Raw genomic sequence first — 15,062 nt, 5'->3', positions numbered from 1 at the left:
TACTGGTTCACGGCTTTAGAGAGAACGTGCCGACTGGACTCGAACTAGCGAGGCGAAGATTTTCCGAGCGCGCGAGGAATCATCTTTGTTTCCCTCCGTAATTCTCTGTTGCTCTGGACTCGAACCAGACGGAGCCTGGAGCAGGCGCCCCAGCGCCTGCGTATGGCGGAGTGGTTACTGGTTCGAGCCAGAGGAACAGATAAAGCAAGAACCCCCGAGACGAAGTCTCGGGGGTTCTTGCTTTATACGCTCCCCCGACTGGACTCGAACCAGTAACCCTTCGATTAACAGTCGAATGCTCTGCCAATTGAGCTACGGGGGAATATTTTGTTTTCGTTACGCGGTTTCCCTTGCAACGAGTAATAACTATACCGGGGGTCTCAGGACTCCGCAAGCCGAAATATAATGAAGTGCATCACATTCTGTGGTGGTGGTATGGAACCGCCCATTGGGTCCGCCGGGTGCTCAGCGGACACCCAACGGGCCTCCACACTACGCCCCTCCCCCGTCGCGCCGCATCGGGTAGGGGGCTACAGGCAGCAAACCTAGCCGCGCTGTGCGGTGAGCTGGCGGCGGCGCATTTCCAGTTCGAGGAGCTGACGCTGTACCGCTTCGAACTCTTCGTCGTCGGGGTTTGTGCTGAGCTGCTCCAGGCGCATCATCAGGTCGGATTTTTGGCGGGCAATCTGCTGCTCGAACAGGGCGTTGAGCGCGCCGGTCACGAAGCCGGGCAGACGCTCGGCACTGCTGACGGGCAGAGGTGAGACAGCAAGCTCCGCAATGGCGGGGTGCACCCCCTCCACCGCGCCGGAACGCACGCAGTTAATCCACTCGATGCCGGGCGTGGGGGCCATGACGGTCGCGGCGTGAATAATGCCGGCGGCCACCTCGCGGTGAGTGCGGTAGCGGAACTGCACGGTGGCGAGGGTTCGCCACTGCTCCACACTGATGAGCTCGGGGTGCTGCAGGGCAATCTCCAGGGCGGCCTTTTCGAGGCGCGCGACCGGGTCGCTCGGGTCGGGGGCGAGGAACTCCTCGACGGCGGGGGCGGTCGCCTCCGGCTGGGGTGCGGCGGGCTGAATGCTGCTCGGCAGGTGCGCGGCGGCGTTGTAGCCCGCGTAGGCGCTGGGTGCGGCGTAATCCTCCGGGGGCGGCGCATCGTAGGCGGGGTCGTAGGGTGCGTCAGCATAAACCGCACCCTGGGCACCCGCATAACCCGGTGCACCCTGCGGGCTTTCGTTCAGACGCTCGTAACGCGGCGCGGCGACCGTAGCCTCCGCCTGCTGGGTACGCGAAAGCTTCGGATGGTTCTGCGCATACGCCACGGCACGCTGAATCTCGTCCAGCTCCAGGCCGAGCTGGCCCGACACCTTACGCATGTAGGCAGGGCGCAGGTCGCGGTCCTTAATGCCGGCAATAATCGGGGCGATGGCGCGCATCGCCAGCACACGGCCCTCAAGGGTCGCCAAATCGTACTTGGCGAGGGTCGTGTCGATAGCAAATTCGAAGAGCGGGCGGCGCGAGGCAATCAGCGAGCGCACGGCGGCGTCTCCCTTGTGCAGACGCAGGTCACAGGGGTCCATACCATCCTCGGCCACCGCCACGAAGGTCTGCGCAACGAAACGCTGATCCTCCTGAAAGGCAGCCATGGCGGCCTTCTGGCCGGCGGCGTCACCGTCAAAGGTGAAGATGACCTCTCCGCCGGAACCGTCGTCGGTAATCATGCGGCGCACCATCTTGATGTGCCCGGGACCGAATGCGGTACCGCAGGTGGCCACGGCGGTGGTGACGCCCGCCAGGTGCGCGGCCATCACGTCCGTGTAACCCTCTACGATGACGACCTGCTTCTTCTTGGTCATCTCGCGTTTTGCCAGGTCAATGCCGTAGAGCACCTGGGATTTCTTGTACAGCTGCGTCTCGGGGGTGTTCAGGTACTTGGGGCCCTGGTCGTCGTCGAAGAGGCGGCGGGCGCCGAAGCCGATGGTCTCCCCCGCGATGGTGCGAATCGGCCAGATGATGCGGCCGCGGAAGCGGTCGTACAGGCCGCGGTTACCCTCCGAGAACATGCCGGTCGCCTTCAGCTCCTCGTCGGTGAAGCCCTGGGAGCGAAGGTGCTTGAGCAGGTGGTCCCAGCCGCGCGGGGCGTAGCCCACGCCGAAGTGGCGGGTGGCGGCAGGGTCGAAGCCGCGGGCACCCAGGAAGCGCTGCGCCTCCTGCGCGTCCGGCGAGTAGAGGTTGCGTTCGAAGAACTCGGCGGCAATCTTGTGCGCGTCGAGCAGGCGGCGACGCATACCCGCCTCGTAGCGTTCGCCGGGGTTACCGCCCTCGTAGTGCAGGGTGTAGCCAATGCGGGCGGCCAGACGTTCCACGGTCTCCACGAAGCCGGTGTGTTCCATGGCCATGACGAAGGAGTACACGTCGCCGGACTCACCGCAACCGAAGCAGTGGTACGAGCCGACCTGCGGGCGCACGTTGAAGGAGGGCGTGCGCTCGTCGTGGAACGGGCACAGGCCCTTGAAGGTGCCGATACCCGCGCTTTTGAGACTCACGTAGCCTTCAATGATTTCGCGAATATCGGTGCGGGCACGTACTTCGTCAATGTCTTCTTTGCGGATTAATCCAGCCATAAACTCAATTCTACGGTGGTGATGCGTGAGCCCCGGGGGCTACCCCGGGGCGGGTTGGCCGAGGATTTCAGCCGCGATGGTTCGGACGGGGTTTAGCCGCCCGAGATGTCGAGCTCAGCCTCCACCAGGCCCAGGCGTTCGGCGTCGCCCAGGATGCGCGAATCCAGCCAGCCGTCGGGCAGGTGCGGCTGCTTAGGGCTGCCGGCGCGACCGCGCGAACCCTCCACGGCGGCACCCGGGTAACCAATCGAGTGGTCCAGCTGAGCAATCAGCTCACGGAAGGTCGCCAGGTCGGGCACCTGAGCCATCTTCGCGCGCAGCTCGCCACCGACCGGGTAGCCCTTGAAGTACCACGCCACGTGCTTGCGGATCTCGCGCAGACCGCGAGTCTCATCGCCGAAGGTCTCGACCAGCAACTCGGCATGGCGGTAAATCATGTCCGACACCTCGGTCAGGGTCGGGCGGATACGCTCCGACGAACCCTCAAACGCATTCTGCAGGTCGCCGAACAGCCACGGACGGCCCTGGCAGCCGCGACCAATCACCACGCCGTCCACTCCGGTCTGCTCGACCATGCGCACGGCGTCCTCGGCGGAGAAAATATCGCCGTTGCCCAGAATCGGCACGTCCGGAATCAGCTCGCGCAGCTGGGCAATCGAATCCCAGTCGGCCTTACCCGAATAATGCTGAGCCGCGGTGCGACCGTGCAGAGCAATCGCCGCAACACCGGCATCACGAGCAATCTTGGCGGACTCCAAGAACGTGATGTGGTCATCGTCGATGCCCTTGCGCATCTTAATGGTCAGCGGAATATCGTTGCGGGAGGCTTCCTTGACCGCGGTCTGCACGATCGCGGTGAACAGGTCGGTCTTCCAGGGCAGGGCTGCGCCGCCGCCTCGGCGAGTCACCTTGGGAGCCGGGCAGCCAAAGTTCAAGTCAATGTGGTCGGCACGGTCCTCTTCAACGACCATGCGCACAGCCTTACCGACGTTGACCGCGTCCACACCGTAAATCTGGATGGAGCGAATCTTCTCGTCCGGATCGTGCTCGATGATGCGCAGGGACTCGGGCTTACGTTCCACGAGGGCGCGCGCGGTCACCATTTCGGTCACGTACAGGCCGCCGCCATATTCGCTGCAGAGGCGGCGGAAAGCCTTATTGGTCACGCCGGCCATGGGAGCGAGGACCACGGGAGTATCAACGGTCAGATTCCCCAGTTTCAGGGGCGGAAGAGTCAGACGGGGTGCTTCAGAATTCACCCCTATATTGTGGCATACGGGGGCAAATCGGGAACCGGACTCAGCTGACGGGGTACAGAGCTATCGGGGTACAGCGGCACAGTACAGCAACACAGTACGGCGGCACGGCACAGACTTAACAATGGTGGTGAGGCGCAGGCACGCGAGAGGGGCGGGAGAGTATTCCACTCCCCCGCCCCTCTCGGCAAGAACCAGCCGGCAGACTCGGTACCGAGAATATACTCGGGAACCTACCCGAGAACCTACTCGGTCACGTAAATATAGGTCGGGTCACCCTCCACCGAGGCGGTACCGGCGCGCAGCAGCACGTCGGTCACCTGAACCAGCGCCTCCATGGAGTCGTCGACCTCCACCGTCACCGGGTACTTAGCACTCAGCAGGGACAGCACCTGCATAATCGCCTCCACGGCACCCTCATTATCGAAGTCGTAACCCAGCAGCAACTCCGTAGCAGTCTTATCATCCACCAGCGCCGCCTCCGGGTCCGTCTCGAAGGGGTGGTAGCTCACCGCAAACGCCACAATCGGGCCCTTCTTACCCTCTGCGGCAGCCTCACGAATATGATCGCGAAGCACCACGGCACCAAAAGCACGCACCTCATCCGAAAGGAAGTAGCGGTTCACCGTGCCCATACCCACCTCAGCAGGAACATCCCACTGATGCGAGCGGCGGTAGAACTCCCAGAGGGCGGCGGTTAGCTCCACCGAGCCGGTCGCCAGGTCCTCAATGGCCTGAGTCTCGTTACCGTCAGCATCCTCACGCAAAGACACCGGGGGAATCGCTCCCGGTTCCACGCGCACCATGCGGGAACGCTGAATCAGCTTCATGCCGGTCGCCTGCGCGAACTCCTCGCCGTCGCTAAACGGCGACAGCTTCACGCGCAGGGCGGTGGTCTGGCCGTTCGCCGCGGCCACCTCTCGCAGGGCGTCCATCAGGGTGGTGCCGATGCCCTGGCGGCGGTGGTCAGCTGCCACCTCAATGTAGGACCACAGACGCGTCGGATGCAACAGCGAAGCTACCACAGTACCGGCAGCCACCGGCACACCCGAAGCAGTCACCACCAGAGTACGGCTAAAAGGCGCGTCACTGTCCGGGCCAAAGAGGCCACGCTGGCGCTCCTCAACCTCATTGCGGGCAGAGTTCCAAATCTCAAGCAGGGCAAGGTCATCACCCTCCTGCCAGGGGCGAATCTCAAATTTTTCACTGAGGCGTTCAGCCATGTCTGCGCACCTTTCCTTCACTCGCGTCTATCGCGCCAATCAGTCTAACCAGGGTAGCCCAAATACACGACGGCGGGTAGCCTCTTTCGCTCTAAGAGGCTACCCGCCGTCCATGTTATGAATATTTTTAGCCTGCCAGGCGTGCAGCCAAGTAGGACTTCACCTGATCCAGAGCCACACGCTCCTGGCTCATGGTGTCGCGCTCACGGATGGTCACCGCCTGATCCTCGAGAGTGTCAAAGTCCACGGTGATGCAGAACGGGGTACCGATCTCATCCTGGCGGCGGTAACGGCGGCCAATAGCGCCCGCCTCGTCATAGTCTACGTTCCACAGGCCGCGCAGCTCATTCGCCAGCTTGGTTGCCGGCTCGGACAGCTCCGCCTTCTTGGACAGCGGCAGCACAGCAGCCTTCACCGGTGCCAGGCGCGGGTCGAGCTTCAGCACGACGCGCTTGTCCACACCACCCTTAGTGTTCGGTGCCTCATCCTCGACATATGCGTCGACAAGGAACGCCATCATGGAGCGAGTCAGACCGAAGGACGGCTCAATCACGTACGGCACGTAACGCTCACCGGTGGCCTGGTCGAAGTACTCGAGCTTCGCGTTGGAGTGCTCGTTGTGAACGCCCAGGTCGTAGTCGGTGCGGTTCGCAACGCCCATGAGCTCGCCCCACTCGGAACCCTGGAAGCCGAAACGGTATTCGACGTCAATGGTGCCAGCCGAGTAGTGCGCACGGTCTTCCTTAGGAACGTCGAAGCGGCGCATGTTATCCGGGTTAATACCCAGGTCAACAAACCAGTTCCAGCAGTCCTCAACCCACTCGTTGAAGTACTTGTCAGCGTCGTCCGGGTGCACGAAGTACTCGATTTCCATCTGCTCGAACTCACGAGTACGGAAGATGAAGTTACCGGGGGTGATCTCGTTACGGAACGACTTACCGATCTGGCCGATACCGAACGGCGGGCGCTTGCGGGACGCAGTGACCACGTTGTTGAAGTTCACGAAAATACCCTGAGCGGTCTCGGGGCGCAGGTAGTGCAGACCCTCCTCATTATCCACCGGGCCCAGGTAGGTCTTCATCAGACCGGAGAAGTTCTGCGGCTCGGTCCACTCACCACGGGTACCGCAATTCGGGCATACAATCTCGCTCATACCCTCAGCAGCGCGGCCCTTCTTTGCCTCAAAGTGCTCCAGCAGGTGATCCTGACGCAGACGCTTGTGGCAGGAGAGGCACTCGACCAGCGGGTCGGTGAAGGTTGCCACGTGACCGGATGCCTCCCACACCGCACGGGGCAGAATAACGGAGGAGTCCAGGCCGACCATGTCCGCACGGGAGCGGACGAAACGCTGCCACCACTGCTGGCGGATGTTTTCCTTCAGCTCCACACCGAGGGGACCGTAGTCCCATGCGGAGCGGGAACCGCCGTAGATTTCACCGGCCTGGAAAACAAAGCCGCGGCGCTTTGCGAGCGCAATAACGTTATCGAGGGTGGACTTTTCAGCCATAGTTACTCCTTCTGCCCCGCCACCGGCTGTGACGTGCGTGAGTTCGGGTTATTGAGGGCACCACCCAAAGCAGGGGCGCCCGATATTCGCGCTCATCGGCGCAATATGCACACTTTTGATGCAAGACACTAGGGTACCATCACCACCCCACCCCTGGGTATGCCTACCCGGCCCACCACTCCCCCATTTTTGCCGGACGCCAGGATGCACCCGGCGGGATAAACTAGAGGGCATGGAAGAGATTTTTATTCGCGACGACATGATCCGCCTCGGCCAGTTCCTCAAGCTCGCCAACCTCGTAGAGGACGGCGCGCAGGCACGTGAAGTCATTCAGCACGGCCTGGTCAAGGTCAACGGCGACATTGAAGAAGCGCGCGGCAAGCAGCTACACCCCGGCGACACCGTCAGCTTTAACGGCATGACTGTGAAGGTTGCGCACGAGGGCTAGTCCTCTCTCTGCTTGGTTAGGGCTTGGTTAGGGCTACATGCGAGGGTACGGCGTACGTCCTCGTTCCTCCCCTCACTAAGCAGGGGCGGGACGCCGCATATTTCCTCCTGCTGAGCGCTGGAGGCGCTGGTGACCGTCCTCGTTCCTACAGGGAACCCGCCCTCGCTTCGCTTCGGGCACCCTGATGTCACTACGGACGACACCGCCCCTCCGCTCGCACCAAGTCGCATACCACGGACAGCCGGGGTAGCTATACCCTCCGGAAGCGACATCAGGGTGCCGCCCCGGACGCTCTCCGCAGCGAAGCAAGGAAGAGCGGAGCGTCCGGGTGCGGCGGGTGCCCCTGCAGGAGCGGAGAAAGGGTATAGCGTCCCACCCACCCAGCCCCTGTAGGAACGAGGACGAATACCGCTTTCCGTGCGGAGCCAAGCATCCCCGGTCTTTCTAAGCGGAACTACACGTAAGCCCCCGAGTCATCACGACCCGGGGGCTTTCCATATAGTCGATTTAGGTGTCAGCGCCTTCCGTGCTGCCGGTCGCCTCCGCAACCTTCTGCGCACGAATACGCGGCTCCTTACCCTGCACCTTCACTTCCAGGAACTCGCCCACATAGCGAATCTCCATGGCACTCACGCCGTGATCCATTCCACCCATCTCGTCCATGGTCCCCATATGATCCTGAAAGGGTGCGCTTCATGGTGGAGCCTTTCAGGGTCATATGGGGCAGTGGAGAGAAGTGGTGAATCAGTGGACGGCGGTGGATGCCGGAGTAGGAGTGGTGTGTTCTTCCTTCGGACTGGTGGGAGCCAGGTGGGCAGGGTCCAGATCAATCCGGCGCAGCAACTGAGCGTTAAGCGCCACCACAATCGTCGACAGCGACATCAACACCGCAGCAGCAGCCGGGGGAAGTAGAATGCCGCTAGAGGCGAGCACGCCGGCGGCCAGGGGCACGGACAAGATGTTGTAACCGGACGCCCAGATGAGGTTCTGGATCATCTTGCGGTAGCTGGCCTGCGAGAGCTCAATCATCGACAATATTGCCCGGGGATCGTCACTGGCCAGGACCACTCCGGCGGATTCCATTGCCACATCCGTGCCGGCCCCGATGGCGATGCCGACCTCGGCGCGGGCCAGGGCCGGGGCGTCGTTGACACCGTCGCCGACCATGGCCACGCTCAGGCCACGCTCCTGTAACTGGGTGACCTTGGTGTCCTTGTCCTGGGGCAGGACCTCGGCGAAGACCTCATCAATCCCCAAGTCCTGACCAACCGCATGGGCCACCTGCTGCGCGTCACCGGTAATCATCGCGACCTTCACCCCGCGGTCCTGCAGGGCTTTCACAGCGGCGCGGGATTCGGGGCGAATCTTGTCCTCGACGGCCACCGCACCGATAATCTGACCGTCGCGGACAATATGGAGCACACCGGCCCCACGCCCGGTCCAGGCGCTGGTGGTGTCGGTGAGCTCGGCCGGGGTGGTGAGGTTGAACTCGCGCAGCATGTTCGGCCCGCCCACGAGGATCTCAGCGCCATCGACAGTGGCCCGGACCCCCCGGCCGGAGGCGGCGCTGAAACCAGTTGCACGGATTTGCCGACGAGAGGCCTCGGGATGGGCGGCCGCGGCCGCCACGATGGCGCGGGCCACGGGGTGCTCGCTGTCGGCCTCCGCGGCGGCGGCCAGAGCCAGCAGCTCGCCCTCGGTGACGCCGACAGTTGCCGCGACACCGGTGACCGCGTGCGCACCCTCGGTCAGGGTGCCGGTTTTATCAAAGAGCACCACGTCGATGGTGCGCATCCGCTCGAGCGCCATCCGGTCCTTGATGAGCACCCCGGATTTCGCGGCCCGCTCGGTGGAGATCGCAATGACCAGCGGAATCGCCAGGCCCAAGGCGTGCGGGCAGGCGATGACCAGCACCGTGACCGTGCGCACCACGGCATCGTCCGGGCTGCCGATGGTGGTCCACACCACCGCGGTGATCAGAGCAGAGATCAGCGCGAACCAGAACAACAACGCCGCCGCCCGATCCGCCAGGGCCTGGGCCCGGGAGGAGGACTCCTGTGCGTCGGCAACCATGCGTTGGATCCCGGCCAAGGCGGTGTCCCCGCCGGTAGCCTCCACCCGGACGCGGACGGTGTTGTCGGTGGCCACGGTACCGGCGACCACCTTGTCACCGGTGTCGCGGAAGACGGGACGGGATTCGCCGGTGATCATCCCCTCATCGAATTCGGCGGCTCCCTCGAGGATGGTTCCGTCGGCCGGCACCCGGGCACCGGCCCTCACCAGCACGACGTCGCCGACGACCAGCTCGGAGATGTCCACGGTGCGGGTCGTCCCGTCGACAACTTTCTCGGCCTCATCCGGCAACAGGGCAGCCAGCGCGTCAAGCGCGGAGGACGCACCCCCGAGAGCGCGCATCTCCAGCCAGTGGCCCAGTAGCATGATGGTCACCAGCAGGGCCAGCTCCCACCAGAAGTCCAGGTCAAAACCGCCCAGCCTCAGAGTGGTTACCCAGGAGGCGACAAACGCTACGGTGATGGCCATGGCGATCAGGAGCATCATCCCGGGTTGGCGGGATTTCAGTTCCTTCCATCCGCCCTTGAGGAAAGGCGTTCCGCCGTAGACGAAGATGATCGTGTCCAGTACCGGGGGAACCCAGGTGGATCCGGGGAATGCCGGGAGGGGGTAGCCGAGCAGGTGGGCGACCATGGGGCTGAAAATAACGACGGGAATGGACAGAATCAGTGACCACCAGAAGCGTTCCCGAAACATTGCGGTGCTGTGCCCGGCGTGTTCGCCGTGACCATGAACCTGGTGGTCTTCGTCCAGGACGGAGTGCGGGTGACCGTGGGGCATCGCCTGGCCGTGGGTGTCGGCGTCTGCGTGGTGTTCGTGGCTGGCATGATTCGGGTGGTGGGTGTGGTCTGTTTCCGGAGCGTGGTGATCACCATGGTGATCGCCGGAATGGTGGGGAGTGTTCATGACGTTCCTTTCGCTCAACCCGGTCGGGGTCGAGATGATGGGTGAAATCGATCAGGATAAGACGGTGTAGCCGGTCGCCTCGATAGCCCGGCGAACCATCTCCGGAGGTACGACACCGGTGACCGTGACGGTGGAAACACCACCAGCAGCGAGATCAACCTGGACGTCGTCGACCTGAGGGAGGGCTTGAAGGGCCTGGGTCACGCTTTTCGCGCAGTGCCCGCAGGTCAGGCCGGTGACCTGGTAGCTAGGGGAGGACCCTCCTGCTGACGAGTCGCTGGCGGCAGGGTTGGAGGCGGTGTCGGCATGTGAGGCAGGTCCGCAACAGCTGCAGCCGTGGGAGGCCATCGGCAAGAGGCGGGGCAGGGAGGTGATCATGGGAAAGCTCCTACGGGTCGGTGGGATGGGGCGATGCTGCTCTCCAGTATATACCCCCCTGGGGTATATTTTCAAGAGATGGAGGACACACCCCGGCCGGCAGGCAGGTCCGGATTAGCGTCCACCACGCTCATCCACGTCGCCGATGACGGCGAGGGTATCCCACCTGGCCAGCTCGGACACATCTTCGAACGCTTCTACCGGGGGGCGCCGCCCGCAGTCGGAACAACGGCGGGGCCGGTATCGATCTGACCATCTCCAAGGTACTGATCGAGGCCCACGGTGGCACCCTCACCGCCACCTCCCCCGGGGCCGGTCGCGGAGCGGTGTTTGCCCTCCGCCTCCCGCTATCCCCTCCCGACAGTGAGGAGGCTGCTCGGTGACCACGCCCTGCCCCGCATGAGGGTCGTGCCCTCCACCCCTTGAAAATATACCCCAGGGGGGTATATACTGAAGAGCAGCACCGCCGCCTTTCAATATATACCCCAAGGGGGTATATGCTGGAGAGTAGCATCGCCGCATCCCACCGACCCGTAGGAGCTTTCCCGTGATTACCTCCCTGCCCCGCCTCTTGCCGATGGCCTCCCACGGCTGCTTCTACCACAGCCTCACGACCTGCCTGGGGGAACTCGACAATGAGGATATCCAGGTCACGATCACCGATGAGGCGACCGGTGAGGCGCTGGTGGACGAGGCGACAACCACCTTCGACAATGGGTTTATTGGCTTCTGGCTTCCCAATGATGCCACCGGCCTGATTGAGGTCAGCTACCAGGGGCGTACCGGCACCACGGAGTTTTCCACCACCGACGACGGTGCCACCTGTGTCACAGACCTGCGCCTGACGTGATGGCTCAGTAGAGTCCTCACCTGCGCCTGTCTCCCGTATCACTGAAATTTTGCACCAAGAAAGGTTAAATCATGACGAACACGTTTCCCCGACGACAGTTTCTGCTCGGCGGGCTCGCCCTCGCCGGCACCGGAGCCTTGGCCGCCTGCAGCAGCAACCCTGGACCCGCTACCTCGACACCAGGTCCCTCCCTTCACCCCACTCCCACCTCCACTGCGCTCGGTGAGCCGACGGTGCGCCGGACGCTGACCGCCCGGCCCCTCTCCCTGGATATCGGCGGCATCGAAGCCAAGACGTGGGGATACGTCTCTAACACCGGGGATGCGGCCATTGAGGCCACCGCCGGCGACGTTCTCCAGGTCGATATCACCAATGAACTGCCTGAGAGCACCTCCATCCACTGGCATGGCATCGCACTCCACAACGCAGCCGACGGTGTGCCCGGCATGACCCAGGACCCCATTGAACCTGGCAAGTCTTTCTCCTATGTTTTTAAAGTCCCCCACGGTGGCACCTACTTCTACCATTCCCACGCCGGCCTGCAGCTTGATCGCGGCCTCCACGCCCCACTAATCATCCGTGACCCGCAAGACGCTGAGGACCATGACGTCGAATGGACCATCGTGCTCGACGACTGGGTCGATGGCATTCAGGGCACTCCCGACGATGAGCTCGCCAAGCTCACCGGAATGGGCTCGGGCGACCATCACGGGAAGATGGGAATGGGAAATCATCACGGCACCCCGGACCGGGTACTGGGCGGGGATGCCGGCGATGTGATGTATCCGCACTACCTCATCAACGGACGTATCCCCCGTGCTCACCGGACCTTCGAGGCTCGCCCGGGCAACAAGGCCCGCCTGCGGTTTATCAACTCCGGCGGTGACACCATCTTCAAGGTGGCCCTCGGGGGTCACCGCATGACCGTTACCCACACCGACGGCTTCCCTGTCCAGCCCTTGGAGACCGAATCGATCTACCTGTCGATGGGCGAGCGTGTCGACGTCGAGGTCATCCTCGGCGACGGCGTCTTCCCGCTCACGGCTTTGGCGGTGGGTAAGAACGACCGCGCCTTCGCCGTCATCCGCACCGCCGGCGGCCAGGCCCCCAGCCCCGATGTCGACTTCCCCGAGTTGTCGTCCACCGGACTGCTTCTGTCCTCCCTGAAGCCAGCAGACCGTGCACTCCTGCCCGAGGGCACACCAGACCGAGAAGTCAGCATCGACCTGGTCGGGCAGATGATGCCGTATAAATGGAGCATTCTCACCGACGGCCAATCCTCCTCCGCGACCGTGCAGGAGGGCCAGCGCCTGCGGATGGTCATGCGCAACAAGACCATGATGCCCCATCCCATGCACATCCACGGCCACACGTGGTCGCTGCCCGGCAGCGGCGGGCTACGCAAGGACACCGTCCTTCTCCGCGGCGGTGAAACCATAATCGCCGACCTGATCGCCAAGAACCCCGGTGAGTGGGCATTTCACTGCCATAACGCCTATCACATGGAAACCGGGATGCTCAGCTCGCTTCGCTACAAGTAACCCCCACAGCAGGGATGAGTGCCGAGGTGGGCAGAGTCGCTACAGACCACCCACCGGGCAGCACGAGGACTAGTCCTCTCTCTGCTTGGTTAGTGCTTGGTTAGAGCTACATGCGAGGGACCGCGTTCGTCCTCGTTCCTCTCCCCTTACCTAAGGATGCGGCCGGTGCGCACCTTCCTACGCTCCTACAGGGGAACCCACCCTCTCGGGCGCTCCGCCTCTCCTTGCTTCGCTGCGGAGAGCACCCGAGAGGGTACCCTGATGTCGCTTCCGGAAGGTGCACCGGCACGCTCCGGCAGCGGGGCTGAGGGCGCATCCGGAAAACGCGGCCGCACCCGCACAGTACCCCAGCGAGGAAAGGCAGTGTCGTCCGTAGTGACATCAGGGTGCCCGAAGCGGAGCGAGGGCGGGTTCCCTGTAGGAACGAGGACGAATACCGCTTTCCGTGCGGATTCCAAGCGGAACTACACGTAAGCCCCCGAGTCGTGATGACCCGGGGGCTTTCCATATAGTCGATTTAGGCGTCAGAGCCTTCCACGGCGCCGGTCGCCTCCGCAACCTTCTGCGCACGAATACGCGGCTCCTGACCCTGCACCTTCACCTCCAAGAACTCGCCCACATGGCGAATCTCCATGGGGCCAACGCCGTGGCCGATACCGGCGTACAGCACCTTGATGCCGTCGGTGTACTTGCGGATCCAGTCGTAGGTGTAGTTCACTATCTCCTGCGGGATGACGGGGTCTTCCTGGTCGCGGCCGAAGAACACCGGCAGCTGGGTTTCCTTGAGCTCCTCGTCCTTGAAGTACGGCGAGTCAGAGTCCACCGCGTAGCCCGACAGCCCCACCACGGCGGCGAACTCGCCGGGAGCGTGACGCACCATCGAGGTTGCGACGCCCATGCCCTGCGAGAAGCCCAGCAAGGTCACCGAAGCGTACGGTTCACGGTTCGCGCGCACCCACTCCAGCACGTAGTCGCTCGCCTGCTCGATGGCGCGCTGGTCGGATTCGAGCTGCTGGTTCAGCGGGTACCACTGGTAGCCGATAGCGTCCGCAGCAATGTAGGCGCCGGTCGAGGCCGCGGAGAACTGGGTGCCGACCGGCTGCGGTGCACGCATGGAGGCGTAGGTGAAGCCCTCCTGCGGAAGGTGCGCCGCCAGGGACAGCAAATCATGCTCCTGGGATCCGTAGCCGTGCAACATGAGCACCAGGTGGGTGCCTGCGCGTTCGTTCTCGGGGCGGGTGTATTCGACGACGTATTTGTTTTCGCTCATGCACCCATCTTAGCGAGGACTGCCCCGCAAATCTGTACCGCGGGTTTCGCCGCTAGCTTGACCCTCACCTAACGTGAGGTTTTAGAGTGAAACCATGGACGCGAACATAACACCACCTGACGGGCAGCACGAATACACCGTAGGAGAAGCAGCATCGCTACACGGGCTCACAGTCCGCACGCTACACCACTGGGAGCAGCGAGGCCTACTCAACCCGGCACACGATGAGTTCAACGGGTACCGATACTACACCGATACAGACCTTGAACGAATCACCGTCATCATGGGGTACCGCGCCACCGGCATTCGAACGCACGGCGTAGACCCGGAGAACGTGACCTGGGGTTAAGCTCCCCCCAGGCTGCCCCCAAGCTGAAGAGGCCCAAGAGCTATGCGTGAGCATCCGGGCACGAAAATACACCCGGTTCCCCCCATCCGGGGAATACCGGGCGTTCCATGCTGCGTTAGCCGTCGCTACTAGCGACATTCCTATTAGGCCGCATCGCCCAGTTGACGGCGATGCTCCTGAATACGGCGGTCTAGGTGCTCAAGATTCAGCTGCAATCCGAGGATTTCGTTTTCAATCTTCACTCGGGCACGTTCCATCACCTCGATGGAGAGAGCGTGGTCGTGCGGGTTGCTCAGAATAGTGCGGATGTCAGCAAGACTCATTCCGGCCTGTCGGCAGGTGGCAATAAACCGAGCCGAAGAGATGGACTCTTCGTCAAATACGCGATTTCCGTGAGCATCTCGGGGCACCGCGATTAACCCCTCTTTTTCGTAATAACGCAGGGCATGGGTGCTCACCCCCAACTGCTCTGCTACCTCTTGAATACTTGCCACGGATTACATGCTAGGAGGTTAGAGCGGGTCTAAAGCAAACTGGGCCGTCTTCTCTTTTTGGGCCCCAAAAAGCATGTTCCCGAGGATCTTGAGGCGGGGCACCGCCCCCCTCCAGGGGAATATATTTGTCTGACTAGTGC

The 15,062-nt window shown here is 62.9% G+C and carries 13 protein-coding genes, 1 tRNA gene and 1 pseudogene; 5 read left to right on the top strand and 10 right to left on the bottom strand.

The features are described 5' to 3' along the window. Positions 1 to 249: 249 nt before the first annotated feature. The 5 genes from JX292_RS05200 to JX292_RS05180 all read right to left on the bottom strand — a co-directional run bounded on the left by JX292_RS05200 (position 250) and on the right by JX292_RS05180 (position 6,613). Positions 250 to 322, bottom strand: a tRNA-Asn gene (locus JX292_RS05200). A 223-nt stretch (positions 323 to 545) separates the two neighbouring features. Next, positions 546 to 2,627 carry a DNA primase gene (dnaG, locus tag JX292_RS05195; protein ID WP_204862204.1) on the bottom strand — a complete coding sequence of 694 codons (2,082 nt, stop codon included), beginning with the start codon at positions 2,625 to 2,627 and terminating at the stop codon, positions 546 to 548. 92 nt (positions 2,628 to 2,719) lie between these two features. Beyond that, on the bottom strand, positions 2,720 to 3,886 hold the full coding sequence (gene dusB / locus JX292_RS05190; RefSeq protein ID WP_204862202.1) for a tRNA dihydrouridine synthase DusB: 1,167 nt from the start codon (positions 3,884 to 3,886) through the stop codon (positions 2,720 to 2,722). A 242-nt stretch (positions 3,887 to 4,128) separates the two neighbouring features. Then, positions 4,129 to 5,106: a GNAT family N-acetyltransferase gene (locus JX292_RS05185; RefSeq protein WP_204862200.1), complete on the bottom strand. Its 978-nt coding sequence runs from the start codon at positions 5,104 to 5,106 to the stop codon at positions 4,129 to 4,131. A gap of 127 nt (positions 5,107 to 5,233) precedes the next feature. Next, entirely contained in the window at positions 5,234 to 6,613 is a 1,380-nt protein-coding gene (locus JX292_RS05180; RefSeq protein WP_204862198.1) for a glycine--tRNA ligase, read from the bottom strand. Positions 6,614 to 6,845: 232 nt separating this feature from the next. Here JX292_RS05180 and JX292_RS05175 point away from each other — a divergent pair, with 232 nt between their 5' ends. After that, positions 6,846 to 7,061, top strand: a complete 216-nt coding sequence (locus JX292_RS05175; RefSeq protein WP_204862196.1) for an RNA-binding S4 domain-containing protein — start codon at positions 6,846 to 6,848, stop codon at positions 7,059 to 7,061. Positions 7,062 to 7,568: 507 nt separating this feature from the next. Here the strand turns inward: JX292_RS05175 and JX292_RS05170 are convergent. The 3 genes from JX292_RS05170 to JX292_RS05160 form a co-directional block, all read right to left on the bottom strand. After that, complete coding sequence (locus tag JX292_RS05170; RefSeq protein ID WP_204862364.1) at positions 7,569 to 7,733, bottom strand: hypothetical protein; 165 nt, start codon at positions 7,731 to 7,733, stop codon at positions 7,569 to 7,571. Positions 7,734 to 7,805: 72 nt separating this feature from the next. Then, positions 7,806 to 9,830 carry a copper-translocating P-type ATPase gene (locus tag JX292_RS05165; RefSeq protein WP_204862350.1) on the bottom strand — a complete coding sequence of 675 codons (2,025 nt, stop codon included), beginning with the start codon at positions 9,828 to 9,830 and terminating at the stop codon, positions 7,806 to 7,808. A gap of 261 nt (positions 9,831 to 10,091) precedes the next feature. Further along, positions 10,092 to 10,418 (bottom strand): heavy-metal-associated domain-containing protein, encoded by a 327-nt coding sequence (locus tag JX292_RS05160; protein WP_204862194.1) that lies wholly within the window; start codon positions 10,416 to 10,418, stop codon positions 10,092 to 10,094. An 86-nt stretch (positions 10,419 to 10,504) separates the two neighbouring features. Between JX292_RS05160 and JX292_RS05155 the strand changes: the two are divergent. The 3 genes and pseudogenes from JX292_RS05155 to JX292_RS05145 form a co-directional block, all read left to right on the top strand. Continuing rightward, positions 10,505 to 10,801, top strand: a pseudogene (locus JX292_RS05155) (sensor histidine kinase); the annotation flags it as partial. A 164-nt stretch (positions 10,802 to 10,965) separates the two neighbouring features. Further along, on the top strand, positions 10,966 to 11,268 hold the full coding sequence (locus tag JX292_RS05150; protein ID WP_239653646.1) for a CueP family metal-binding protein: 303 nt from the start codon (positions 10,966 to 10,968) through the stop codon (positions 11,266 to 11,268). A 71-nt stretch (positions 11,269 to 11,339) separates the two neighbouring features. Then, the gene (locus tag JX292_RS05145) at positions 11,340 to 12,809 is read left to right on the top strand and encodes a multicopper oxidase family protein (RefSeq protein ID WP_204862192.1); all 1,470 of its coding nucleotides are present in this window, start codon (positions 11,340 to 11,342) and stop codon (positions 12,807 to 12,809) included. 517 nt (positions 12,810 to 13,326) lie between these two features. Here the strand turns inward: JX292_RS05145 and JX292_RS05140 are convergent. After that, entirely contained in the window at positions 13,327 to 14,079 is a 753-nt protein-coding gene (locus JX292_RS05140; RefSeq protein ID WP_204862190.1) for an alpha/beta hydrolase, read from the bottom strand. 94 nt (positions 14,080 to 14,173) lie between these two features. Between JX292_RS05140 and JX292_RS05135 the strand changes: the two genes are divergently transcribed. Beyond that, positions 14,174 to 14,428: a MerR family transcriptional regulator gene (locus JX292_RS05135; RefSeq protein ID WP_239653645.1), complete on the top strand. Its 255-nt coding sequence runs from the start codon at positions 14,174 to 14,176 to the stop codon at positions 14,426 to 14,428. 143 nt (positions 14,429 to 14,571) lie between these two features. On the opposite strand, the gene JX292_RS05130 is transcribed toward JX292_RS05135, so the two are convergent. Beyond that, the gene (locus JX292_RS05130; protein ID WP_049332847.1) at positions 14,572 to 14,922 is read right to left on the bottom strand and encodes a MerR family transcriptional regulator; all 351 of its coding nucleotides are present in this window, start codon (positions 14,920 to 14,922) and stop codon (positions 14,572 to 14,574) included. Positions 14,923 to 15,062 lie beyond the last annotated feature (140 nt).

The organism is Rothia mucilaginosa (assembly GCF_901875305.1).
GTDB lineage: Bacteria > Actinomycetota > Actinomycetes > Actinomycetales > Micrococcaceae > Rothia.
This window is presented reverse-complemented; position numbering and strand designations above follow the sequence as displayed.

Excerpts from the sequence above, each read along its gene's own strand:
- dnaG (WP_204862204.1), bottom strand. The coding sequence starts at position 2,627 with ATGGCTGGATTAATCCGCAAAGAAGACATTGACGAAGTACGTGCCCGC.
- JX292_RS05185 (WP_204862200.1), bottom strand. The coding sequence starts at position 5,106 with ATGGCTGAACGCCTCAGTGAAAAATTTGAGATTCGCCCCTGGCAGGAG.
- JX292_RS05180 (WP_204862198.1), bottom strand. The coding sequence starts at position 6,613 with ATGGCTGAAAAGTCCACCCTCGATAACGTTATTGCGCTCGCAAAGCGC.
- JX292_RS05175 (WP_204862196.1), top strand. The coding sequence starts at position 6,846 with ATGGAAGAGATTTTTATTCGCGACGACATGATCCGCCTCGGCCAGTTC.
- JX292_RS05170 (WP_204862364.1), bottom strand. The coding sequence starts at position 7,733 with ATGGGGACCATGGACGAGATGGGTGGAATGGATCACGGCGTGAGTGCC.
- JX292_RS05165 (WP_204862350.1), bottom strand. The coding sequence starts at position 9,830 with ATGTTTCGGGAACGCTTCTGGTGGTCACTGATTCTGTCCATTCCCGTC.
- JX292_RS05160 (WP_204862194.1), bottom strand. The coding sequence starts at position 10,418 with ATGATCACCTCCCTGCCCCGCCTCTTGCCGATGGCCTCCCACGGCTGC.
- JX292_RS05145 (WP_204862192.1), top strand. The coding sequence starts at position 11,340 with ATGACGAACACGTTTCCCCGACGACAGTTTCTGCTCGGCGGGCTCGCC.
- JX292_RS05140 (WP_204862190.1), bottom strand. The coding sequence starts at position 14,079 with ATGAGCGAAAACAAATACGTCGTCGAATACACCCGCCCCGAGAACGAA.
- JX292_RS05135 (WP_239653645.1), top strand. The coding sequence starts at position 14,174 with ATGGACGCGAACATAACACCACCTGACGGGCAGCACGAATACACCGTA.